Origin of the sequence: Ulvibacterium sp. (genome assembly GCF_965248315.1) — a bacterium.
Taxonomy (GTDB): Bacteria; Bacteroidota; Bacteroidia; order Flavobacteriales; family Flavobacteriaceae; genus Ulvibacterium.
Genome location: NZ_CBDFIX010000002.1, coordinates 3,955,293 through 3,971,087 on the forward strand (window position 1 = coordinate 3,955,293; position 15,795 = coordinate 3,971,087).

At 42.2% G+C, this 15,795-nt stretch carries 12 protein-coding genes; 1 reads left to right on the top strand and 11 read right to left on the bottom strand.

Translation table 11 applies throughout. From position 1 onward, the window contains the following. Window positions 1-44: 44 nt before the first annotated feature. Window positions 45-1,157 carry a ThuA domain-containing protein gene (locus ACP2AF_RS18670; RefSeq protein WP_425237660.1) on the top strand — a complete coding sequence of 371 codons (1,113 nt, stop codon included), beginning with the start codon at window positions 45-47 and terminating at the stop codon, window positions 1,155-1,157. Window positions 1,158-1,179: 22 nt separating this feature from the next. On the opposite strand, the gene ACP2AF_RS18675 is transcribed toward ACP2AF_RS18670, so the two are convergent. The 11 genes from ACP2AF_RS18675 to ACP2AF_RS18725 all read right to left on the bottom strand — a co-directional run bounded on the left by ACP2AF_RS18675 (window position 1,180) and on the right by ACP2AF_RS18725 (window position 15,656). Next, complete coding sequence (locus tag ACP2AF_RS18675; RefSeq protein ID WP_425237661.1) at window positions 1,180-1,392, bottom strand: helix-turn-helix domain-containing protein; 213 nt, start codon at window positions 1,390-1,392, stop codon at window positions 1,180-1,182. A gap of 9 nt (window positions 1,393-1,401) precedes the next feature. Continuing rightward, window positions 1,402-2,046, bottom strand: coding sequence for a DUF2975 domain-containing protein (locus tag ACP2AF_RS18680; protein WP_425237662.1), 645 nt, complete (start codon window positions 2,044-2,046; stop codon window positions 1,402-1,404). A 168-nt stretch (window positions 2,047-2,214) separates the two neighbouring features. Next, complete coding sequence (locus tag ACP2AF_RS18685) at window positions 2,215-3,228, bottom strand: sugar phosphate isomerase/epimerase family protein (protein WP_425237663.1); 1,014 nt, start codon at window positions 3,226-3,228, stop codon at window positions 2,215-2,217. A 6-nt stretch (window positions 3,229-3,234) separates the two neighbouring features. After that, a complete protein-coding gene (locus tag ACP2AF_RS18690) occupies window positions 3,235-5,814 on the bottom strand; it encodes a PVC-type heme-binding CxxCH protein (RefSeq protein WP_425237664.1) in 2,580 nt (859 codons plus the stop codon). 251 nt (window positions 5,815-6,065) lie between these two features. After that, entirely contained in the window at window positions 6,066-9,131 is a 3,066-nt protein-coding gene (locus ACP2AF_RS18695; RefSeq protein WP_425237665.1) for a DUF6797 domain-containing protein, read from the bottom strand. 115 nt (window positions 9,132-9,246) lie between these two features. Continuing rightward, the gene (locus tag ACP2AF_RS18700; protein WP_425237666.1) at window positions 9,247-10,620 is read right to left on the bottom strand and encodes an alkaline phosphatase family protein; all 1,374 of its coding nucleotides are present in this window, start codon (window positions 10,618-10,620) and stop codon (window positions 9,247-9,249) included. 4 nt (window positions 10,621-10,624) lie between these two features. Further along, window positions 10,625-11,818 carry a metabolite traffic protein EboE gene (gene eboE / locus ACP2AF_RS18705; RefSeq protein ID WP_425237667.1) on the bottom strand — a complete coding sequence of 398 codons (1,194 nt, stop codon included), beginning with the start codon at window positions 11,816-11,818 and terminating at the stop codon, window positions 10,625-10,627. A 5-nt stretch (window positions 11,819-11,823) separates the two neighbouring features. Next, window positions 11,824-12,990: a 3-dehydroquinate synthase gene (locus tag ACP2AF_RS18710; RefSeq protein ID WP_425237668.1), complete on the bottom strand. Its 1,167-nt coding sequence runs from the start codon at window positions 12,988-12,990 to the stop codon at window positions 11,824-11,826. A 9-nt stretch (window positions 12,991-12,999) separates the two neighbouring features. Continuing rightward, window positions 13,000-13,890 carry a UbiA-like protein EboC gene (gene eboC, locus ACP2AF_RS18715; protein ID WP_425237669.1) on the bottom strand — a complete coding sequence of 297 codons (891 nt, stop codon included), beginning with the start codon at window positions 13,888-13,890 and terminating at the stop codon, window positions 13,000-13,002. Next, window positions 13,891-14,799 carry a TatD family hydrolase gene (locus ACP2AF_RS18720; protein ID WP_425237670.1) on the bottom strand — a complete coding sequence of 303 codons (909 nt, stop codon included), beginning with the start codon at window positions 14,797-14,799 and terminating at the stop codon, window positions 13,891-13,893. Between the two features lie 2 nt (window positions 14,800-14,801). Then, the gene (locus ACP2AF_RS18725) at window positions 14,802-15,656 is read right to left on the bottom strand and encodes an EboA domain-containing protein (protein ID WP_425237671.1); all 855 of its coding nucleotides are present in this window, start codon (window positions 15,654-15,656) and stop codon (window positions 14,802-14,804) included. Between the last annotated feature and the right edge of the window lie 139 nt (window positions 15,657-15,795).

Sequence of the window (15,795 nt, forward strand, 5' to 3'; positions counted from 1 at the left end):
GCAACAAACAACAAAATAAATAACTTGAAAGTCAATCTATAAATATGAAGAAAATATATTCTCTTTTACTCCTTGCCCTATTAATGGCTTGCGGGCAAAAAACAGAAAAGAAAGAGACGGAAAAGACGGTAGAGGCACCTAAGCAGTTTCTAACGTTTGCAGGAAATAGTGCCAATGGCAAACACGTTGTTCTAATTTCAGGGGATGAGGAATATCGGTCTGAGGAGGCACTACCCCAATTGGCCAAAATATTATCCGAACATCACGGGTTTACTTGTACCGTGTTATTTGCCCAACATCCCGATAAACCCGGCGTGGTCAATGCCAATTATCTAAAGAATATTCCCGGATTGAAAGCTTTGGATACCGCAGACGCCATAGTGCTTTTCACCCGTTTTAGGGCACTCCCGGATGAGCAGATGAAACCTATTGATAGTTATCTCAAAGCAGGGAAACCGATTGTCGCCATTCGAACGGCCACCCATGCTTTTAACTTTACCGAGGAGGACTCTACCTCCAGCTATTCCCACTATAGTAATGCTTACAAAGGTGATATGACCGAATGGGCGGATGGTTTTGGTCGTCTGGTCCTGGGTGAAAAGTGGCATACACATCATGGTCACCATAAACACCAGAGTACACGCGGAATTATACCTGAGGAATCCGCCTCTCATCCCATTACCAATGGTATCGAAAATGGCGAAATTTGGGGTTCTACGGATGTGTATGGTGTTAGACTCCCTTTGCCCGGAGATGCGGAGCATGTGGTCTTAGGCCAGGTTGTCAATCGAAAAGGAGAATATGATGAGAACGATGTCTTTTATGGCATGAGGCCTACCGATGATGAAATCGCTACGGTTAATGACAAAGGAATTACGGTTAACGAAACCTTGATGCCGATTGCTTGGACTAAAAGCTATCAAATCCCAAATGGGAAAGTGGGCAAAGCTTTTACTTCCACTATCGGCTCCTCCAGTGACCTAATGAACGAAGGTGTCCGGAGACTTTTGATCAATGGGGTGTTTTGGGCGTTGGACATGTCGGTACCCGAAAAAGCCAATGTAAATCTGGTTGGTGCGTATGATCCCTCCGCCTATGGGTTTCAAACAGATGAGTACTGGTTGGAAAAACAATTGAAAATCGAAGATTTGGAATAAAAACATTAAAACACCATCAAAATCATTCTTGTTCTTGAATGTATTCGAGGATTTCCCCGGGTTGACATTCCAAAACTTCACAGATGGCCTGAAGGGTACTGAAGCGAATAGCCTTTGCCTTTCCCTTCTTTAAAATGGAAAGATTGGATATGGTAATCCCTACTTTTTCCGAAAGCTCGGTAAGAGACATTTTTCGTTTGGCCAACATCACATCAAGATTCACAACAATGGGCATGCTCTTTTCTTAAATAGTTAAATCATTTTCTGCCTTTAATTGTGCTCCGATACGGAATGCCTCCGCAATGACTAAAAGGAAAAGGGATATAAATAAAGAGTTTAGGGTAACCCAAGAAAACAGGTTGAAACTTGTAAATACCATGCCAGAAAATTCCAATCTATCACTGAAATAGGATGCAGAAATTACCGTTCCCAATCGGTCTAGAATAAAAAACACAATCCCTAACAACCCAATATACCTCAATCGAATAGCGTTTTCCACAATGAAAAATTTTCCTATTCGCACTGAATCCAGGATACGAATTGTCAACCGCAAAGAAAGAAGAAAAAGAACTTTGATCAAAAGGGCTATAAAGCTGTATATGGCCAAAAACCCTCTAGGAACTTCATCTGACATAATTGCCCCGGTTGCACCTCGCATATAAAACTTTGCGGCCGAACCATCATTAAGTGTTTTTAGAGAACCCTCATCGGCAAAGGAAAACATCACGGGAAAATCCATATGACGTGTTGGACCACCGGTAATAAAAATGAAAATGCTGTAAATCAGCCAGATAATTACTCCGTGTGCAAAAAGAAAAAAACCAATTCTAAGCACCCATAATAAAAACTGAATAAGAGCACCGCCATAAACCCTATTTTTCACTACCATAACAACGAATTTAATTATAAAAAAACAAAAAATTATTGAAAAACAATAAATAATTACTGTTTTTTAATAAAAAATGGCAATTAGCGGGAAGCTTTAGGATTGATGAAAACTTAAAGGGCAGCAATTGCTTACCTATCCATAATGAAATCCTTTTCTATATTATCCGGCTCAAATCAACGGATATAGCTCCGGATATTCTGAAAATCTTTTTCGAAGTGCTCTTATGGTATCCACGAATTGTTTGCAGGCTACCAAGGGGTCTCCCCCTATACGCCATCCTTGCGTGGAAATGGGACCGGTATAACCAAATTCATAAATTTTGGCAAGCATCCAGGCCATATCTATCTGACCTTCGTTAAAACGAACTGCCTGAAAATTGGCCGGTGAAAAAATCCCATTGGTGAGGACCACATAATTTAAGCGCTTCATATAGTCATTTTTTAGGACTTCATCCAATTCATCCGAAGCCGTATTGGCATACCAATGATGGGAGCAAAAAGCAGGGCCTATGGTGTTCGCCTTGGCGCCTTTCAATATCCTAAAGGCGGACTGGGGCGTGTCGCATATCCAATGGGTATGCGGATATAGTGCACCAACTATCCCGTACTCCTTACAGGCTTTATCGAAAGCAGCGATTATTTTATAGGCACGCTCCCAATGTCTGTCCTCGGCCCTGGCCGAACCACTTTCTGCAATAGTATCACCAATCAATTCCCCACGGCCACTCAAGGACAAGGAATAATAGGGCTTGATGGGCAGTTGGGACAAAGCCTTTACGTTATTTACAATTTTGGCGATTTCCTCATCAATTTCGGGAGCTTTCCCATCTATCACGGCCTGCGTGGTACCATGGAAACCCATAACTTTAAAACGTGTCTCAAAAAAAAGATCTGTAACTTCTTTCCAAGTATTGGAATCCGTATTTAGACCAACAAATTCAAATCCATCAAAACCGGCATGGTCGGCGGCTGCTAATTTTGCTTTCCAGGAATAGGATCTTCGGTTTCCCGCATGAAAATTGTCAAAGAGCACCAAAGGATTTTCGGGTAAATCCTTAATTCCCTTTGCTTCAAGAAATTCCTGGGCTTTTCTATTGGACGCCCTTATGTGCATAGGTACGCCCATGGCCATCCCCGCCGCGGTTCCGGCCATACGTTTTACAAACGTTCTTCTATCGCTCATGGTTCTCTATTTTAACTGACTTAGATATGTAATTAAATCATTGAATTCCAATGGTGTCATAGTCCTTTCCAGCCCCTCGGGCATCAAGGAACTTTCCATTACCCCATAAGATTCTGGGTTTTTGTATGTATCGTATTCCCCATCTGTATTCATCAACTCGGCATAGTTAAGGTGTACATCGATTTGTCTACCCGTATGCCTTGTCCCTTCCGCATCCACTAGATACCACCCCTGCCATTCCGGGGAAATCTCCAATGAGGGTTCCAAAACCGCCGATACCAATTGCGCGATGGATTTACTACCTCCAATGTTGGACAATTCGGGTCCAAAAGATCCTCCCCAACCGCTTATTTTATGACAAGTGGTACATAGACCTATCCTGTTTTCAAAAACCAATCGCCCGGTTTCGAAATTCCCATTGCCCTTTACCGATGCATAATCAGCTTCATTAAATGGCGTGGTAACACCTTTAACACAATTACTCCAAATGGAAAAAGCAGTTTCGGATATTTGGTTTTTCGAATTTTCTATCCATCCCTGGATTTCAGCCCGTGTTGCATCATCTAGTCGGGTCGTACAGAGATACTTTAGGGCAGCATATTGTAGAATTTGATTGTTTTCATTAAGTAGAGCCAGTACCTTCTTAGCATGTTTTTGGGGACTATAACTCAGTTCCTGCACGGCCATTGACCGTGCAATTGTTGTAAAATCGGTATTGAAAGCTATATTCTGGAGCGCATCGTTAAAATCAGTTCCGGGAATCTTTTTAGTGGCATGGAGTAAGGCAATTTGAAGGTCTTCATCCTTTGCATTCCCAAGAAGTTCGGCTATAAGTGTCCTGTTCGACTTAAAATCTGGCAAGTAGGGTAAAGCCATAGCTTTCACCTTATCGCTTATTGCTGGGTTTCTTAAAAGATCCTCGATAAACGATTTGGGTAATTCCCTCGGTATTTTGGAACTTCTTCCTGATCTTTTCCCGATCTCATTTATGAAATTAGGCTGCAAATGCCTAACAGTGGCCAAAAGAGTCTCAAAAAGTTGCGGCCGTATTTGGTTTTCCCTCAATACACTTAACAAATAAGGCTCCATTTCTGTGATGCCTTTTTTGGCAATATACATTAAGGTCATCCTTTGAACATCCTGATTTTCATCTTTCAATAAAGAAAGTATGGTCGCTTTATCCAAGGTTTCCTTTACCTTAAAAAGGGTCAATAGACCTTGTAAACGTAGATGGGAGTCATTATTTTTTATTAGGGAGAGCAACTTTTTAAGCCCTGCAATTTTTGCCAAGGAATGCCGGGTCATGGCCAATTCAAAAGGGTCTTTTTGTTTGAGGGCCTCAATAAGCTGGTCTACGCTCCTAGCGTCCTTTTTAAATCTATTGATTTTAGACTTTGCATTAGGTTGCTTTGCCGTAACCGATTTGGACCTAACTCGCCATAACCGCCCACTTCCATGATTGGGGTATTCCCTTAAAACCCAATCCGTAATATATAGGTCTCCAACACTATTTGAGGCCAATGCAACGGGATGAAAAGAGGGGTCCCCTTGAATTAAAACTTCCGGGCTACCTTTTATGGAAGAGCCGTTCTGTTCCAAAGGGACGCGAACCAAGTTGTTCTCCTCCCAAATATTCACCAACATTTGAGAAGCATATGGGTCTCCAAAATTGGTAAAGCTCCCATCGATCATGGCGCAGGGTGCTTCTCCCAAAGGAGCAGAAAAGGGTAATGTTCCCGGTAATTCGCCGTTCCATGCTGAAAAAGGATGGATACCACTTCCACCATATACCGATTTGTATCCGTAATCTCCACCGGGCACAATTTCAATCAATCGATTTGGGCCTCGGCTGTCCGGATCATTGTCCGTAACAAAGAGTCGACCTTCGCTATTGAACTTTAAATCGAACGGGTTCCAGAAACCGGTAGCTATTTCCTCCAATTGGCTACCATCCACTTTACATCTAAAGACATTACCCCCATCACCATACCCCTCAATTTGTGACCCATCGGTTCCCTGAATAGTCCAAGGGTTTCCCCCTACATTTCCCCTGGAGACATAAAGCCGATCATCTTCACCTAAGGCAAGTCCCAAAATTCCCGCATGGTCATAAACATTTTTGGGCTCTACCATGGTAACTATTGCCCTCTTCATATCACTCACACCATTTTTATCATGGTCAAGATATTGATAAACAACATCCTTGGTGGTCAAAAACAAACCATACTCCAAATCGTAATGCAGATTCATCCCATCTTCTATACTATCCGCGAAAATCATCCATTTCTCCGGGATACCGTCACCATTTTCGTCCACGGATTTTTTAATCAAATCAAACTTTGGTCCTTGATAGTTGTCCGGGGGCGTATGGGTGTGGGATTCCAAAACATAAATGGCGTCTCTTTCATCAATGGCCATCCCTATGGGCGTCTTAATACTTGGATGTTCTGCAATCAATCGCAACGAAAGATCAGGGTCATTGAGAATGATGTTGTTATGGGACGAAGGCTCTTCCGTGCAGGAAACGAAGAATACCGTAATGCAAATTGCACTCCAATTGAAACTATACTTTAATGAAGACATCATAGGAACAAAACTCCTGAGAATTAGTTTTTTAGTCTAGAGACTCTTTTGAAACGGTCTCTTATTCTATGCATGTTTAAAGTACAGGTTTCGAAATTGCCATCAAAACCTTTTTCTATCATAAGCCAACCATTTTTTTACATGGGAATCTATTCCATGGGAGGTATAATTATGCATCCAAACACTACCGAACCGGAGAAATTTCTTTTTTACTACACGAAGCTATTCATTCCAATCCAAGAGATAATTTAAGTCTAAAGTGGTTCTCTTTCCATATTCAAGGCATGTATTGTATTTTGAATGGTTCCCTTTATAGGGTCACTGTTTTGGGAAGTCAGATTGTAGTTAATCGTCATAACGTCCACGGGTTGTATATCCTTACTAAAGAGTTTCACTCCTTTCCCATTGGTGAGTAATTCCACTTTGGAGATGTCCCAGGTCTGTTCATCATAACGATCGGAACCGTATTTACTACTTCTAATGAGGTTCCAAGTCCTTATTTCAAAATTTCCAATATCCTTGGCTTTGTTTTGATCCAGAGGTAGTTCAAAAACCAACTGAACTGATGAAGTTGTTACTTTAAGGTCTATGGGAAGCGTTAGCGGTTTACCTATATAACGAACCCGGTACAGTCCTCCACCCCGTAACATTTGGTTGGTACCCCAAGCGGACATGCCACAGGCATACAAGTGTCCATCACCGGGGTTAAACCTTCCCCGCATAACACCCGTTAAAAATTTGACCCCGGGCAAATCAATGACACCACCTTGCATCTGGTCTTTCACTTTCTCATGAAGTACCAATTGGATTTTGCCATAACCATAAGAGAAACTCAAAAGTTTTCCATTTAGGGGGCCCCATTTTTTACTGTCTACCCACAGGAGTTCAGAGGGAGACCGGTCAAATTGCATGTCCACCCAGACCATGGGTTGTTCCATCGCCACCCTAGTGGTATCCTTGGGCGGGCCATACCCCCACATATTACCGTAGAATTTACCTTTTCCATCGACCCAATTAATACGATTCATAGGGTTCCAAAATCCTTGTTGATCGGTAACCAAAAAGCTGCCATCCGGATTAATACATACGCCATTGGCCGCCCTAAAACCAGTAGCAATGATATCAGTTTGGGAGCCATCCTTACTGACTTTTAGTAAAGTACCGTGCTGGGGTACCAAAGCTTCCCTTGCATGACGCCCACTCTTGGCATAATACAAATTCCCCTGAGCATCTGCCTGAAGCCCCATGGCGAACTCGTGGAAATGATCGGTTACCTGATGATCATGATTAAAGCTTTCATAGAAATCGGTTTCATTATCGCCATTAAAATCATGTAATAAGACCAACTGATCCCGACAAATTACATAGATATTATCATTTAGTACTTTGATACCCAGCGGCTGAAAAAGACCGGATCCAATCCTTTGCCATGTGAGTTGTCCTGTAGTATCGGTAAGTCCACTAATCAACCAAACATCGCCATCCGTGGAACAAACCACGGCCTTGTTGGCATCTCCCATAAAGTCGATACCGCTCAACTTCATCCTACAGGCCCATTGGTTATCAAATGGAGGGGTCAATTGATCTACCGAAAAAAGGCCATCTTCATTTCCCGAGGTAATTGTAGTTTTTATCTTCTCGGGATAATGTGCGGGACCACCTGAAGTATATTGCGCCAATGATTCGGGTGGGCTTGAAGCGGCCGAAGCGCTCAAATTCTTTACGGATGAATCTGCAATAAATAACTTGAGGTTCACTGACGTTCTATGTTGAACCTTAAGTATTATGTACCCCTCTTCCTCTTGGAGCACAGCACCTTCACCTACAAGAGCTACTTCATTAGCTACCGGTGCCACTTTCATTTTTAATTCACCGGTGGATGGACCAATATTCAATGTCCGGGTGAAAATGGTGTTCCCTGCTAGGTCTTCCAAACCCAATTCTTCCAAAATTTGGGCATTTCCCACGGTGTAGGAAACAATGGTATGATTTCCATAATGATACAAACCCTTGTAATCAGCCCAACTTTTGGGCAATGGGCCAAAAGCTCTACCATCCCGAGCCCGAAATCTCGGATCTTCAAAAGAGCCTGTTAGAGGATTGGCCCATCCGGGACCTACCGGGGTTTCAAAATGAAGTTTACCGATTGTCCTAGGATACGTCTCATGTTTGTCATTGAGAAGAATACCGTCCCAGTCTATAAATCCCTCTCCGGTCCATCCCCCGGCAACACGCATTATATCATGATCAAATATCATCCAGGCCTTTCCTTTGGACACTCCCCCATCTCCTTTGTCCAAACGGATGGCAATACCTTTATACGCAAAATTGTTCTTGCTATAATCCTCATCAGGATATGGGGCGGGCCCTGGGGAATGATATCGTTCCGGTCCGGTTTCCTCATCCACCAACTCATAGGTGTTGATTAAAAAATTTCCATAATCCATGTCAGACCAGGGTTGGTAGGGTTTGGCTTCAGGACCTTGTGAAGTTCCTTTGGGCAGACCAGCCAAATAACCTGGAGAATTGGCAATATAGTTTTCCTCTTTGTTTTCCTTGATGTATTTATGGCGTATATAGGAGATGACATCATATTTTTCCCGTGGGGTCAGCGTTGGTTGTGGTGGCATGGAACCATAACCGCGGCTTATGGTCTGGTACATGGAGAAAGCATCGCTACCGGCTTTAAACGGTTGCTCCCAAAACTTGGTGGACAACGGAATTGAACCTTCTACCTCATCTGTTCCGTGGCAGTTGATACAATTAGCGGAATATATCCGTTCCCCCCTTTTGTATCCTTCGCGATCCGCACTGGAAATGATACCGGAATGGTCAATATTGTTCTCGGATTCGGACAGATCTGACTCGGAAAGTACATATACAATAGTAGAGCGATCTACCTGAAAGGGTTCATTAGATAACTTCGTGGCCCTAAACGGGGATACCTCATCATTAATCCTAAGTTCCCCAGAAAACGTATTTTCTTTAAATGTACCCTCCAACTTGGCCGCATTTCCAAAAAGTTCGAAGTTTCCCGACATCCGGTCCGCGGTAATGGAAACATTTTCAAGTATAAATGTCCCCCAATCCAAAGAAACCATTAAGGCTTGATCATCTCCGCCCGATTTTACCAATTTAAGAATTCCTTGGGGGCTTTCATCGCCAAGATCTATTTCATAACTCCAAGATTCTTCGAGAACCTCCGATCCGCAACCGGTTAAATTGAGTAAAATTGAAAAAATCGATATCCAAAAGACATATTGGGGAAAGTTACTTTTTCGTGAATACCATTTTTCCCTTGTTTTGGTTTGGAGTTTCATATTTGTATTTTGTTGAATCGGTTCGTGAAAACGAGACTCTTTTTGAATCCTCATAAAGCCTATTCCCTAAAAATAAAAAAATAATGGACTTCCAATGGCAAAGACCGCATCAATGCTAATTGCAAATATGATTTTCCAATTGGTGAAAGACTTCGGTAGGTGGTATTTGCTCCTTTAAGTTTGCTGAGCTATTGTTTGTGATGAAAATAGGGTAATCGTCCATGTGCTCTGGAATCCTGCCATGAGACCCCTTTATTAAACTGGCATCCAAGGGAATGATATCCATCACAGTTCGGAAGCCCAGTTTCTTTTTGATAAGTTTGCCGATGACCTTTGCCATGACCCATTTGTCCCTGGGATCCGTATGCATTTCCACAGGGTCGTATCCCGGTTTTTTATGAATATCCACCATACGGGCAAAATCAGGGGCTTTGGCATCATCCATCCAAAAATAATAGGTAAACCAGGAATCCTTGTCCGCAATAACTACCAGATCACCGCAGCGGTCATGATTTAAATTAGTCTCCTTTATTTCCTCTCCCGATAGTACTTTTTCTACCCCCTCTAATTTTTCCAATGTTTCCCGTACTTTGGATTTGATGGAGTCATCGTTTAGATATACGTGTGCTATCTGATGATCCGCTACGGCAAAGGCCTTGCTAGCGCCGGCGTCCAAAAGCTCTAATCCCCTCTCCGTGCGAATGTTTACGTAGCCCGCTTTTCGAAGTATCCTATTTAAGTGCACTGGGCGGTTCACATTGGTAATTCCATATTCCGAAAGCAGGATAATATGTGCTTCTTGTTTCCGATAATGTTCTGCCAATTGCTTTACCACACTATCAATCTCTTGCAAATCCTTGGATATGATGTTGAAGTCAAGGCCATAACGTTGCAGGTTATAATCCAGATGGGGAAGGTAGATCAATGTAAGTGTTGGACTATAAATTTCATCCGTTCGCAGGGTTGCATCTGCTATCCATTGGCTGGACTTTATGGAAGTTTTCGGGCCCCAAAAATGGAACAGCGGAAAAGTTCCCAATTCCTCTTGTAGGGTATCCCTTAAGGTTGAAGGGTGGGAATAGATATCGGGTATCTTTCTTCCATCTGCCAAATAATTGGGCCGTGGCGTTACATTATAATCGGTATTGGCATACATATTATACCACCAAAATAAATTGGCGCAGGTAAAATTAGAATCTTGTTTTTTTAATTTGTCCCAGATTTTTTCACTTTGAACCAACTTATTGGATTGCCTCCAAAATTTCACCTCACATTCGTCCTTAAAATACCATCCGTTGCCCACGATACCATGCTCCGAAGGGTATTTCCCGGTGAGGTAGGTTGATTGTGCCGAACAGGTAACTGCGGGAAGCACGGGTTGGATAACCGTTGATTTTCCTTTTTCCAAAAAGGATTTTATAAAGGGCGTATGCTCACCAATGAGTCTTTTAGTCAATCCTACTACATTAATGACCACCGTTTTTCGCATGGGATTACAATCTATCCTTTAACCAATTGATCTCCCGTATAATCGATTCCGACAACTCGCGTTTTAACGCTTTTGGAAGTACGTCCCAAGTGTAGGTCTCGATTTCTAAATGCTCGGAAACCGAATGTTTTTTCAGATAGTCGATTACTTTCAAAATATGGTCCTGAGTGGAATACAAGGTATCAAAACGCTCCAAAAAAATTGGAACGTGAAAGTGGGCCCTTAACTCGGTAAAATCATTTTTTTGCTCTAAAACGATAGGCAAGTCGTTATAAGTCTTCACCTTGCCATCCTTTTTTTCAGTAACTTGATGCAAATAGGTGGGTTCATCAAAATGGGCAAGGGACTCCCAAATGGCATCTTGATTCTCTTCGTCAAAAAGTATTTTTAGGGCAGCGCTAACTTGAATCTTTCCAACTTGGATCCCAGCTTCAGCAAACTTTTGAAACGTATATTCCGGTTCTTCGTAAGCCAGGGAAAAATGACAAATGTCGTAACAGACCGTGATGTGTCTTTTGATCAATTTTTCCGCTTCTTCAGCGGCAATCCCAGCCTTATCCCGTAGTATCGGAACAGCTATCGGCAGTAAATATTCTTCAAAAAAATGAACCACCTCCTCACTATTCTCGAGAAGACCGTCCGGTTCGGGCTCAATGTCCAGATGTAAGTATTTGCCTGTAGTGGATTCCAAATCCCAAAGTTGTAAAACGATTTCAGCTAGGTGTTCGGCACCTGTTTCAAAGGCCTTTTTCTTTAGTTCTTCGCTAGCGTGCCAGTATTTATAACTGATGGGCGAGGTAGAAATCCCACCGGACATTCCCATGGGAAGTAATTCCACCAACTGCTCAAAAAGGCGTTTGGTATACGTTACCCTTTCCCGCGTTGTCCAATCCGGAGTATGCACCTCTTCCTTTACACGTTCATCATGGAAATTCCCATAGGGAAACCCATTCATAGTGAATACATAAAGGTCGTTTTGTGTCAACCATTCCTTGAATTCCAATACATGCTCCCCTTCATCAAGTTCTTCACTGGCCTTGTTGGACAAACGCAAACCTAATCCAAAAGGCCGATCGGGAGATACCTTTGCCTTAATACCGGGAACATATTCCTTTAGACTAGTAAACGTACTTTCCCAATTTGATCCTGGATGAATATTTGTGCAATAGGTAAGTTGAGTAGTGGTGTTTATATGCATTTTAGCTAGTCTATTTTTATTTTACAACCATCGTTTAGAACTTTAATCGCATGTTGCATAAGATTTAAATCGATTTTATTCACATCGTGCTTTTTGCCAATTTCAGAAATCAAGGTAATACATAGCTCCCCTCCCAAATGCTCCCGAAACTCCTCGATTCCTAGCAAAAGTTCCTTTATTTCTTTTTCGGTTTCTACGGAAATGTGTAAATCGAGCCCGATTTTTTGCATCACCTCTAAAATACACTTTTGGGTAGCTTCGGAAATAAGGCCTGTTAGCTGCGAATATGTAATGTCCAGGGCGATGCCCTTTGCCACGGCTTCCCCATGTCTAAGTGTATACCGGGACATCTGCTCCAGTTTATGGGCGGCCCAGTGGCCAAAATCCAATGGTCTGGAAGAACCACTTTCAAAGGGGTCGCCCCCTTGGGCTATATGATGCATGTGCATTTCGGCACATTTATAAATCACGTATTCCATAGTGGCCATATCCCTGTTCCTCAATTCTTGAGCATGATCTTTAAGGTAATCAAAGAACTTTTTATCTTTGATCAAGGCAACTTTTAAGGCTTCGGCTATCCCTGCTATCCAATCCCTTTGCTCCAAGGTTTTTAGAAAATCCGTATCATTGATTATGGCATAAGGCGGAGCGAAAGTGCCCAGAAAATTCTTCTTGTCAAAGCTATTTATGCTGTTCTTTACCCCAACGGCGGAATCGTTCTGGGAGAGTACGGTGGTAGGAACGCGAATTAGTTTCACTCCCCGATGTGCAATCGCGGCCGCATAACCCACCATATCTATTATGGCCCCTCCACCGATAGCCACCACAAAGGAATGTCTACAAATGGAGTTCGTATTGATTTTCTCCAATATGGCGGAAACATTTCCATAGTCATTTTTACATTGTTCCCCTCCTTTTATAATGAGACTTCCTGTATATTGTACGTGCGCGGAATACTGCGTGCAATAGTCCTTTATCTCCTTATCTAGCCCGGGATGAAGCTCATGGACACCCTTATCGATTACAAAAAATGCCTTTACCCTTCCATTCTTTTTATACCCCTCAAAAACATCCTTGAATAAAGTATTCTGGAGGTCGAACAGCTTTTGGGTAAAGTGTAATTTGTACGCATACTGTACGGCAAAGGATTGTTCTATAGTTTTTGAATGCATCGTTTTGGTTTAGGTAACTGCAAAAAGCTTGGACAAAAGTAGGGATAAAGGCAACAATAGTAACAACAAAAGGCCATACCACCAAACGGAAAAACCCACGGCCAATGAAGCGTCCAGAACAATTAGTGAAAGGACACCTGCTATCACGGCTTTTTTTATGTTTTGAGGAGAATTCAAGTTATAGGCACGAATAAGGGGTTTAAAGACCAAAAAAGCGAAGAGCGCTAAAAAAGGAATTACCTGTACTATATTGTCGGTTTTAGACATAACAATAGTTACAATGGCCAAAATAACCAGTATGTACAATATCCCTGCCCAAATGATATGGTTCTTATTATTTCCATGCACCTCACCTCTACTTATTACCGTTATGGCAAAGATATACACCAAAGGGATTCCGGCGTACCACCACTGGGAAAATGCTCCCAGAATGGACATGCCCAAGATTAGGTTCAAGCCCCTGCACAATCCCATATTCAAAGGCCCAAAAAAGCCATCTTTTTTCGAAAAAGCATCATAAAGGACAATAAAAAAAGCCAAAACCATGGAAATAATACCGCTAAAAAATCCGGAAAAATAGGCCAATACTATTCCCAATATCAATAAAAGCGCTCCGTAAAGTGCTGCAGATTTTAGAGGAATCAATCCACTTGGAATGGGTCTTTCCGGACGCTCCACTTTATCCAAATTTACATCGAAGACGTCATTAAGAACAACTCCGCCCGCATACAAAAAGACCGATGCAAAAACCAAGAAGATTATTTTATAAACGATTTCTAAACCAATAAAATCATTGGAAAGAACTCCGGCAATTGCAATACCGGCCAAAATATCAGCGGCGGCCGTAGGTAAATTAGCCGGACGAGCCAACCGTAGATATCCTTTTAGCACAGTGGACATCTATACAATTTTATCTGAATCCACCTTTGGGACCTGACCGCGCAATACGCTGTTCTCATTATATAATTGCGTCTGGTCGATACCCTTGGGGTTCAACCAATCGGATTCCTTCATCTTTCCATTTTTGCCATAGATATCCAGAGCGTTTTGGTAACAGGTCTTCACAACATCTTCCTTTGCGATACCCCGTTTCAACATTAGGTTGCCGGTTTTGGGGACCGCTAACGGATCGCTTACGCCCCAATCTGCCGAGCTATCCACAATGATATTTGTGCTACCGTATTTTCTGACCACTTCTACCATACGTTCATTCCCCATTTTTGTCTTGGGATAGATGGTAAAAGCCGCAATAAAGCCCCTATCCAGTACTTCCCGCACCGTTTCCTCATTATTATGGTCAATGACGACCATAGCAGGATCCAGGCCATGTTCCAAACATACCTCCATACTTCGGATGGTACCTGATTTCTTATCGCGATGCGGTGTATGCACCTGTACCACCATTCCTAGTTCTTTCGCCATTTCCAGTTGAACTCGAAAATATTTATCCTCTGCAGGGGTTTGGTCATCGTACCCTATTTCCCCAATGGCCACAACATTTTCCTTGTGGAGATACAAAGGCAATAACTCAATTACTTCTTCCGCCAAGGCTTCATTATTCGCTTCCTTGGAATTTAAACCGATAGTACAATAGTGCTGTATACCAAATTGACTGGCCCTAAAGGGCTCCCAACCTACCAAACTGCTGTAATAATCTTGAAATGAACCTACTTGGGTACGTGCCTGTCCCAACCAAAAAGAAGGCTCGATAACCGCCACAACCCCGGCTTCTGCCATAGCTTCATAATCATCCGTGGTCCTGGATGACATATGAACATGTGAGTCTATAAATATCATTTTTTCTTCCATATTCAATCTTTTAGGGTTTTCCAACTTAGTATTTTATTTTTAACCTGTTCCAAAAGGTGAGGATAGTCTTGCAATAGCTTTTTGGCTTCAGGGGTATCTGAATGATAACAGCATAAAGCTCCGGCTTTATTTTCTAAAGGATCGGCACTGTTCAACAGCCGTTTCATATCCGCTAGAAGGGTAGCATTCAGAAATCCGGAAACGGGACGCCAAAAATAAGGATTTATATCCCTAGAGGCCGCCCATCGTTCATGGGCATAATCAGAAATAATACGGGCCAGTTCTTGGTTCGCCCTTTTGTCGATATCCAAAATGGCATTCAAATCTCCTTGCATAAAAGCAGTTTTGAGATACATCTGGTTCCATTGTTGTTCATTAAAAAACAGTGCGGGATATGGATTATTTAGGGCTATAGCATTAAAAACCGTAGATACATTCGTCCGCAGTGCATCTACCGCCTGGGTCTTATAGGCCTCCGGATTGGGCAATACTATCAAAAATTTTAAAAAAGTCTCCAGTTCCCCGGTATCCGCCACCTGAATAATATTGGCAACCTTAGGTGTAAAAAATTCCATATCGGCCTTCAATACGTTAATCAACAGATAAATCCTTGAAATCTGTTGAATATTCGCTTTCTGAATGCGTAAATAATCTTCTAGATCATTACCGGAATTAGTACTTTGGATATTTTGAAGGCCAATCTTGGACGGGACAAGGCTGTAGGTTAAATACATATCCCGAACATTACCTTCGCGGACAATTTTTCGGATTTTTTCCTCCAACCAATTGCGGGCCTCCTGGTCGACGGTATTTTCAATAATAATTGACAGCTGTTCGCCTACATCATTTAACTGCATAAAACCACCTATTTTAAAGGTAATCGGTAGTTCTTGAAATTCCTACCACTTCTACCAAGCAAACTATTTTGCCAAACATCATCAAAAATAAAGCTAATTCTTATATAATAAAAGTGGTGGATATCGGTATTAGCCGCAA

Coding starts and splice junctions, on each gene's coding strand:
- ACP2AF_RS18670 (WP_425237660.1), top strand. CDS start 45: ATGAAGAAAATATATTCTCTTTTACTCCTTGCCCTATTAATGGCTTGC.
- ACP2AF_RS18675 (WP_425237661.1), bottom strand. CDS start 1,392: ATGCCCATTGTTGTGAATCTTGATGTGATGTTGGCCAAACGAAAAATG.
- ACP2AF_RS18680 (WP_425237662.1), bottom strand. CDS start 2,046: ATGGTAGTGAAAAATAGGGTTTATGGCGGTGCTCTTATTCAGTTTTTA.
- ACP2AF_RS18685 (WP_425237663.1), bottom strand. CDS start 3,228: ATGAGCGATAGAAGAACGTTTGTAAAACGTATGGCCGGAACCGCGGCG.
- ACP2AF_RS18690 (WP_425237664.1), bottom strand. CDS start 5,814: ATGATGTCTTCATTAAAGTATAGTTTCAATTGGAGTGCAATTTGCATT.
- ACP2AF_RS18695 (WP_425237665.1), bottom strand. CDS start 9,131: ATGAAACTCCAAACCAAAACAAGGGAAAAATGGTATTCACGAAAAAGT.
- ACP2AF_RS18700 (WP_425237666.1), bottom strand. CDS start 10,620: ATGCGAAAAACGGTGGTCATTAATGTAGTAGGATTGACTAAAAGACTC.
- eboE (WP_425237667.1), bottom strand. CDS start 11,818: ATGCATATAAACACCACTACTCAACTTACCTATTGCACAAATATTCAT.
- ACP2AF_RS18710 (WP_425237668.1), bottom strand. CDS start 12,990: ATGCATTCAAAAACTATAGAACAATCCTTTGCCGTACAGTATGCGTAC.
- eboC (WP_425237669.1), bottom strand. CDS start 13,890: ATGTCCACTGTGCTAAAAGGATATCTACGGTTGGCTCGTCCGGCTAAT.
- ACP2AF_RS18720 (WP_425237670.1), bottom strand. CDS start 14,799: ATGGAAGAAAAAATGATATTTATAGACTCACATGTTCATATGTCATCC.
- ACP2AF_RS18725 (WP_425237671.1), bottom strand. CDS start 15,656: ATGCAGTTAAATGATGTAGGCGAACAGCTGTCAATTATTATTGAAAAT.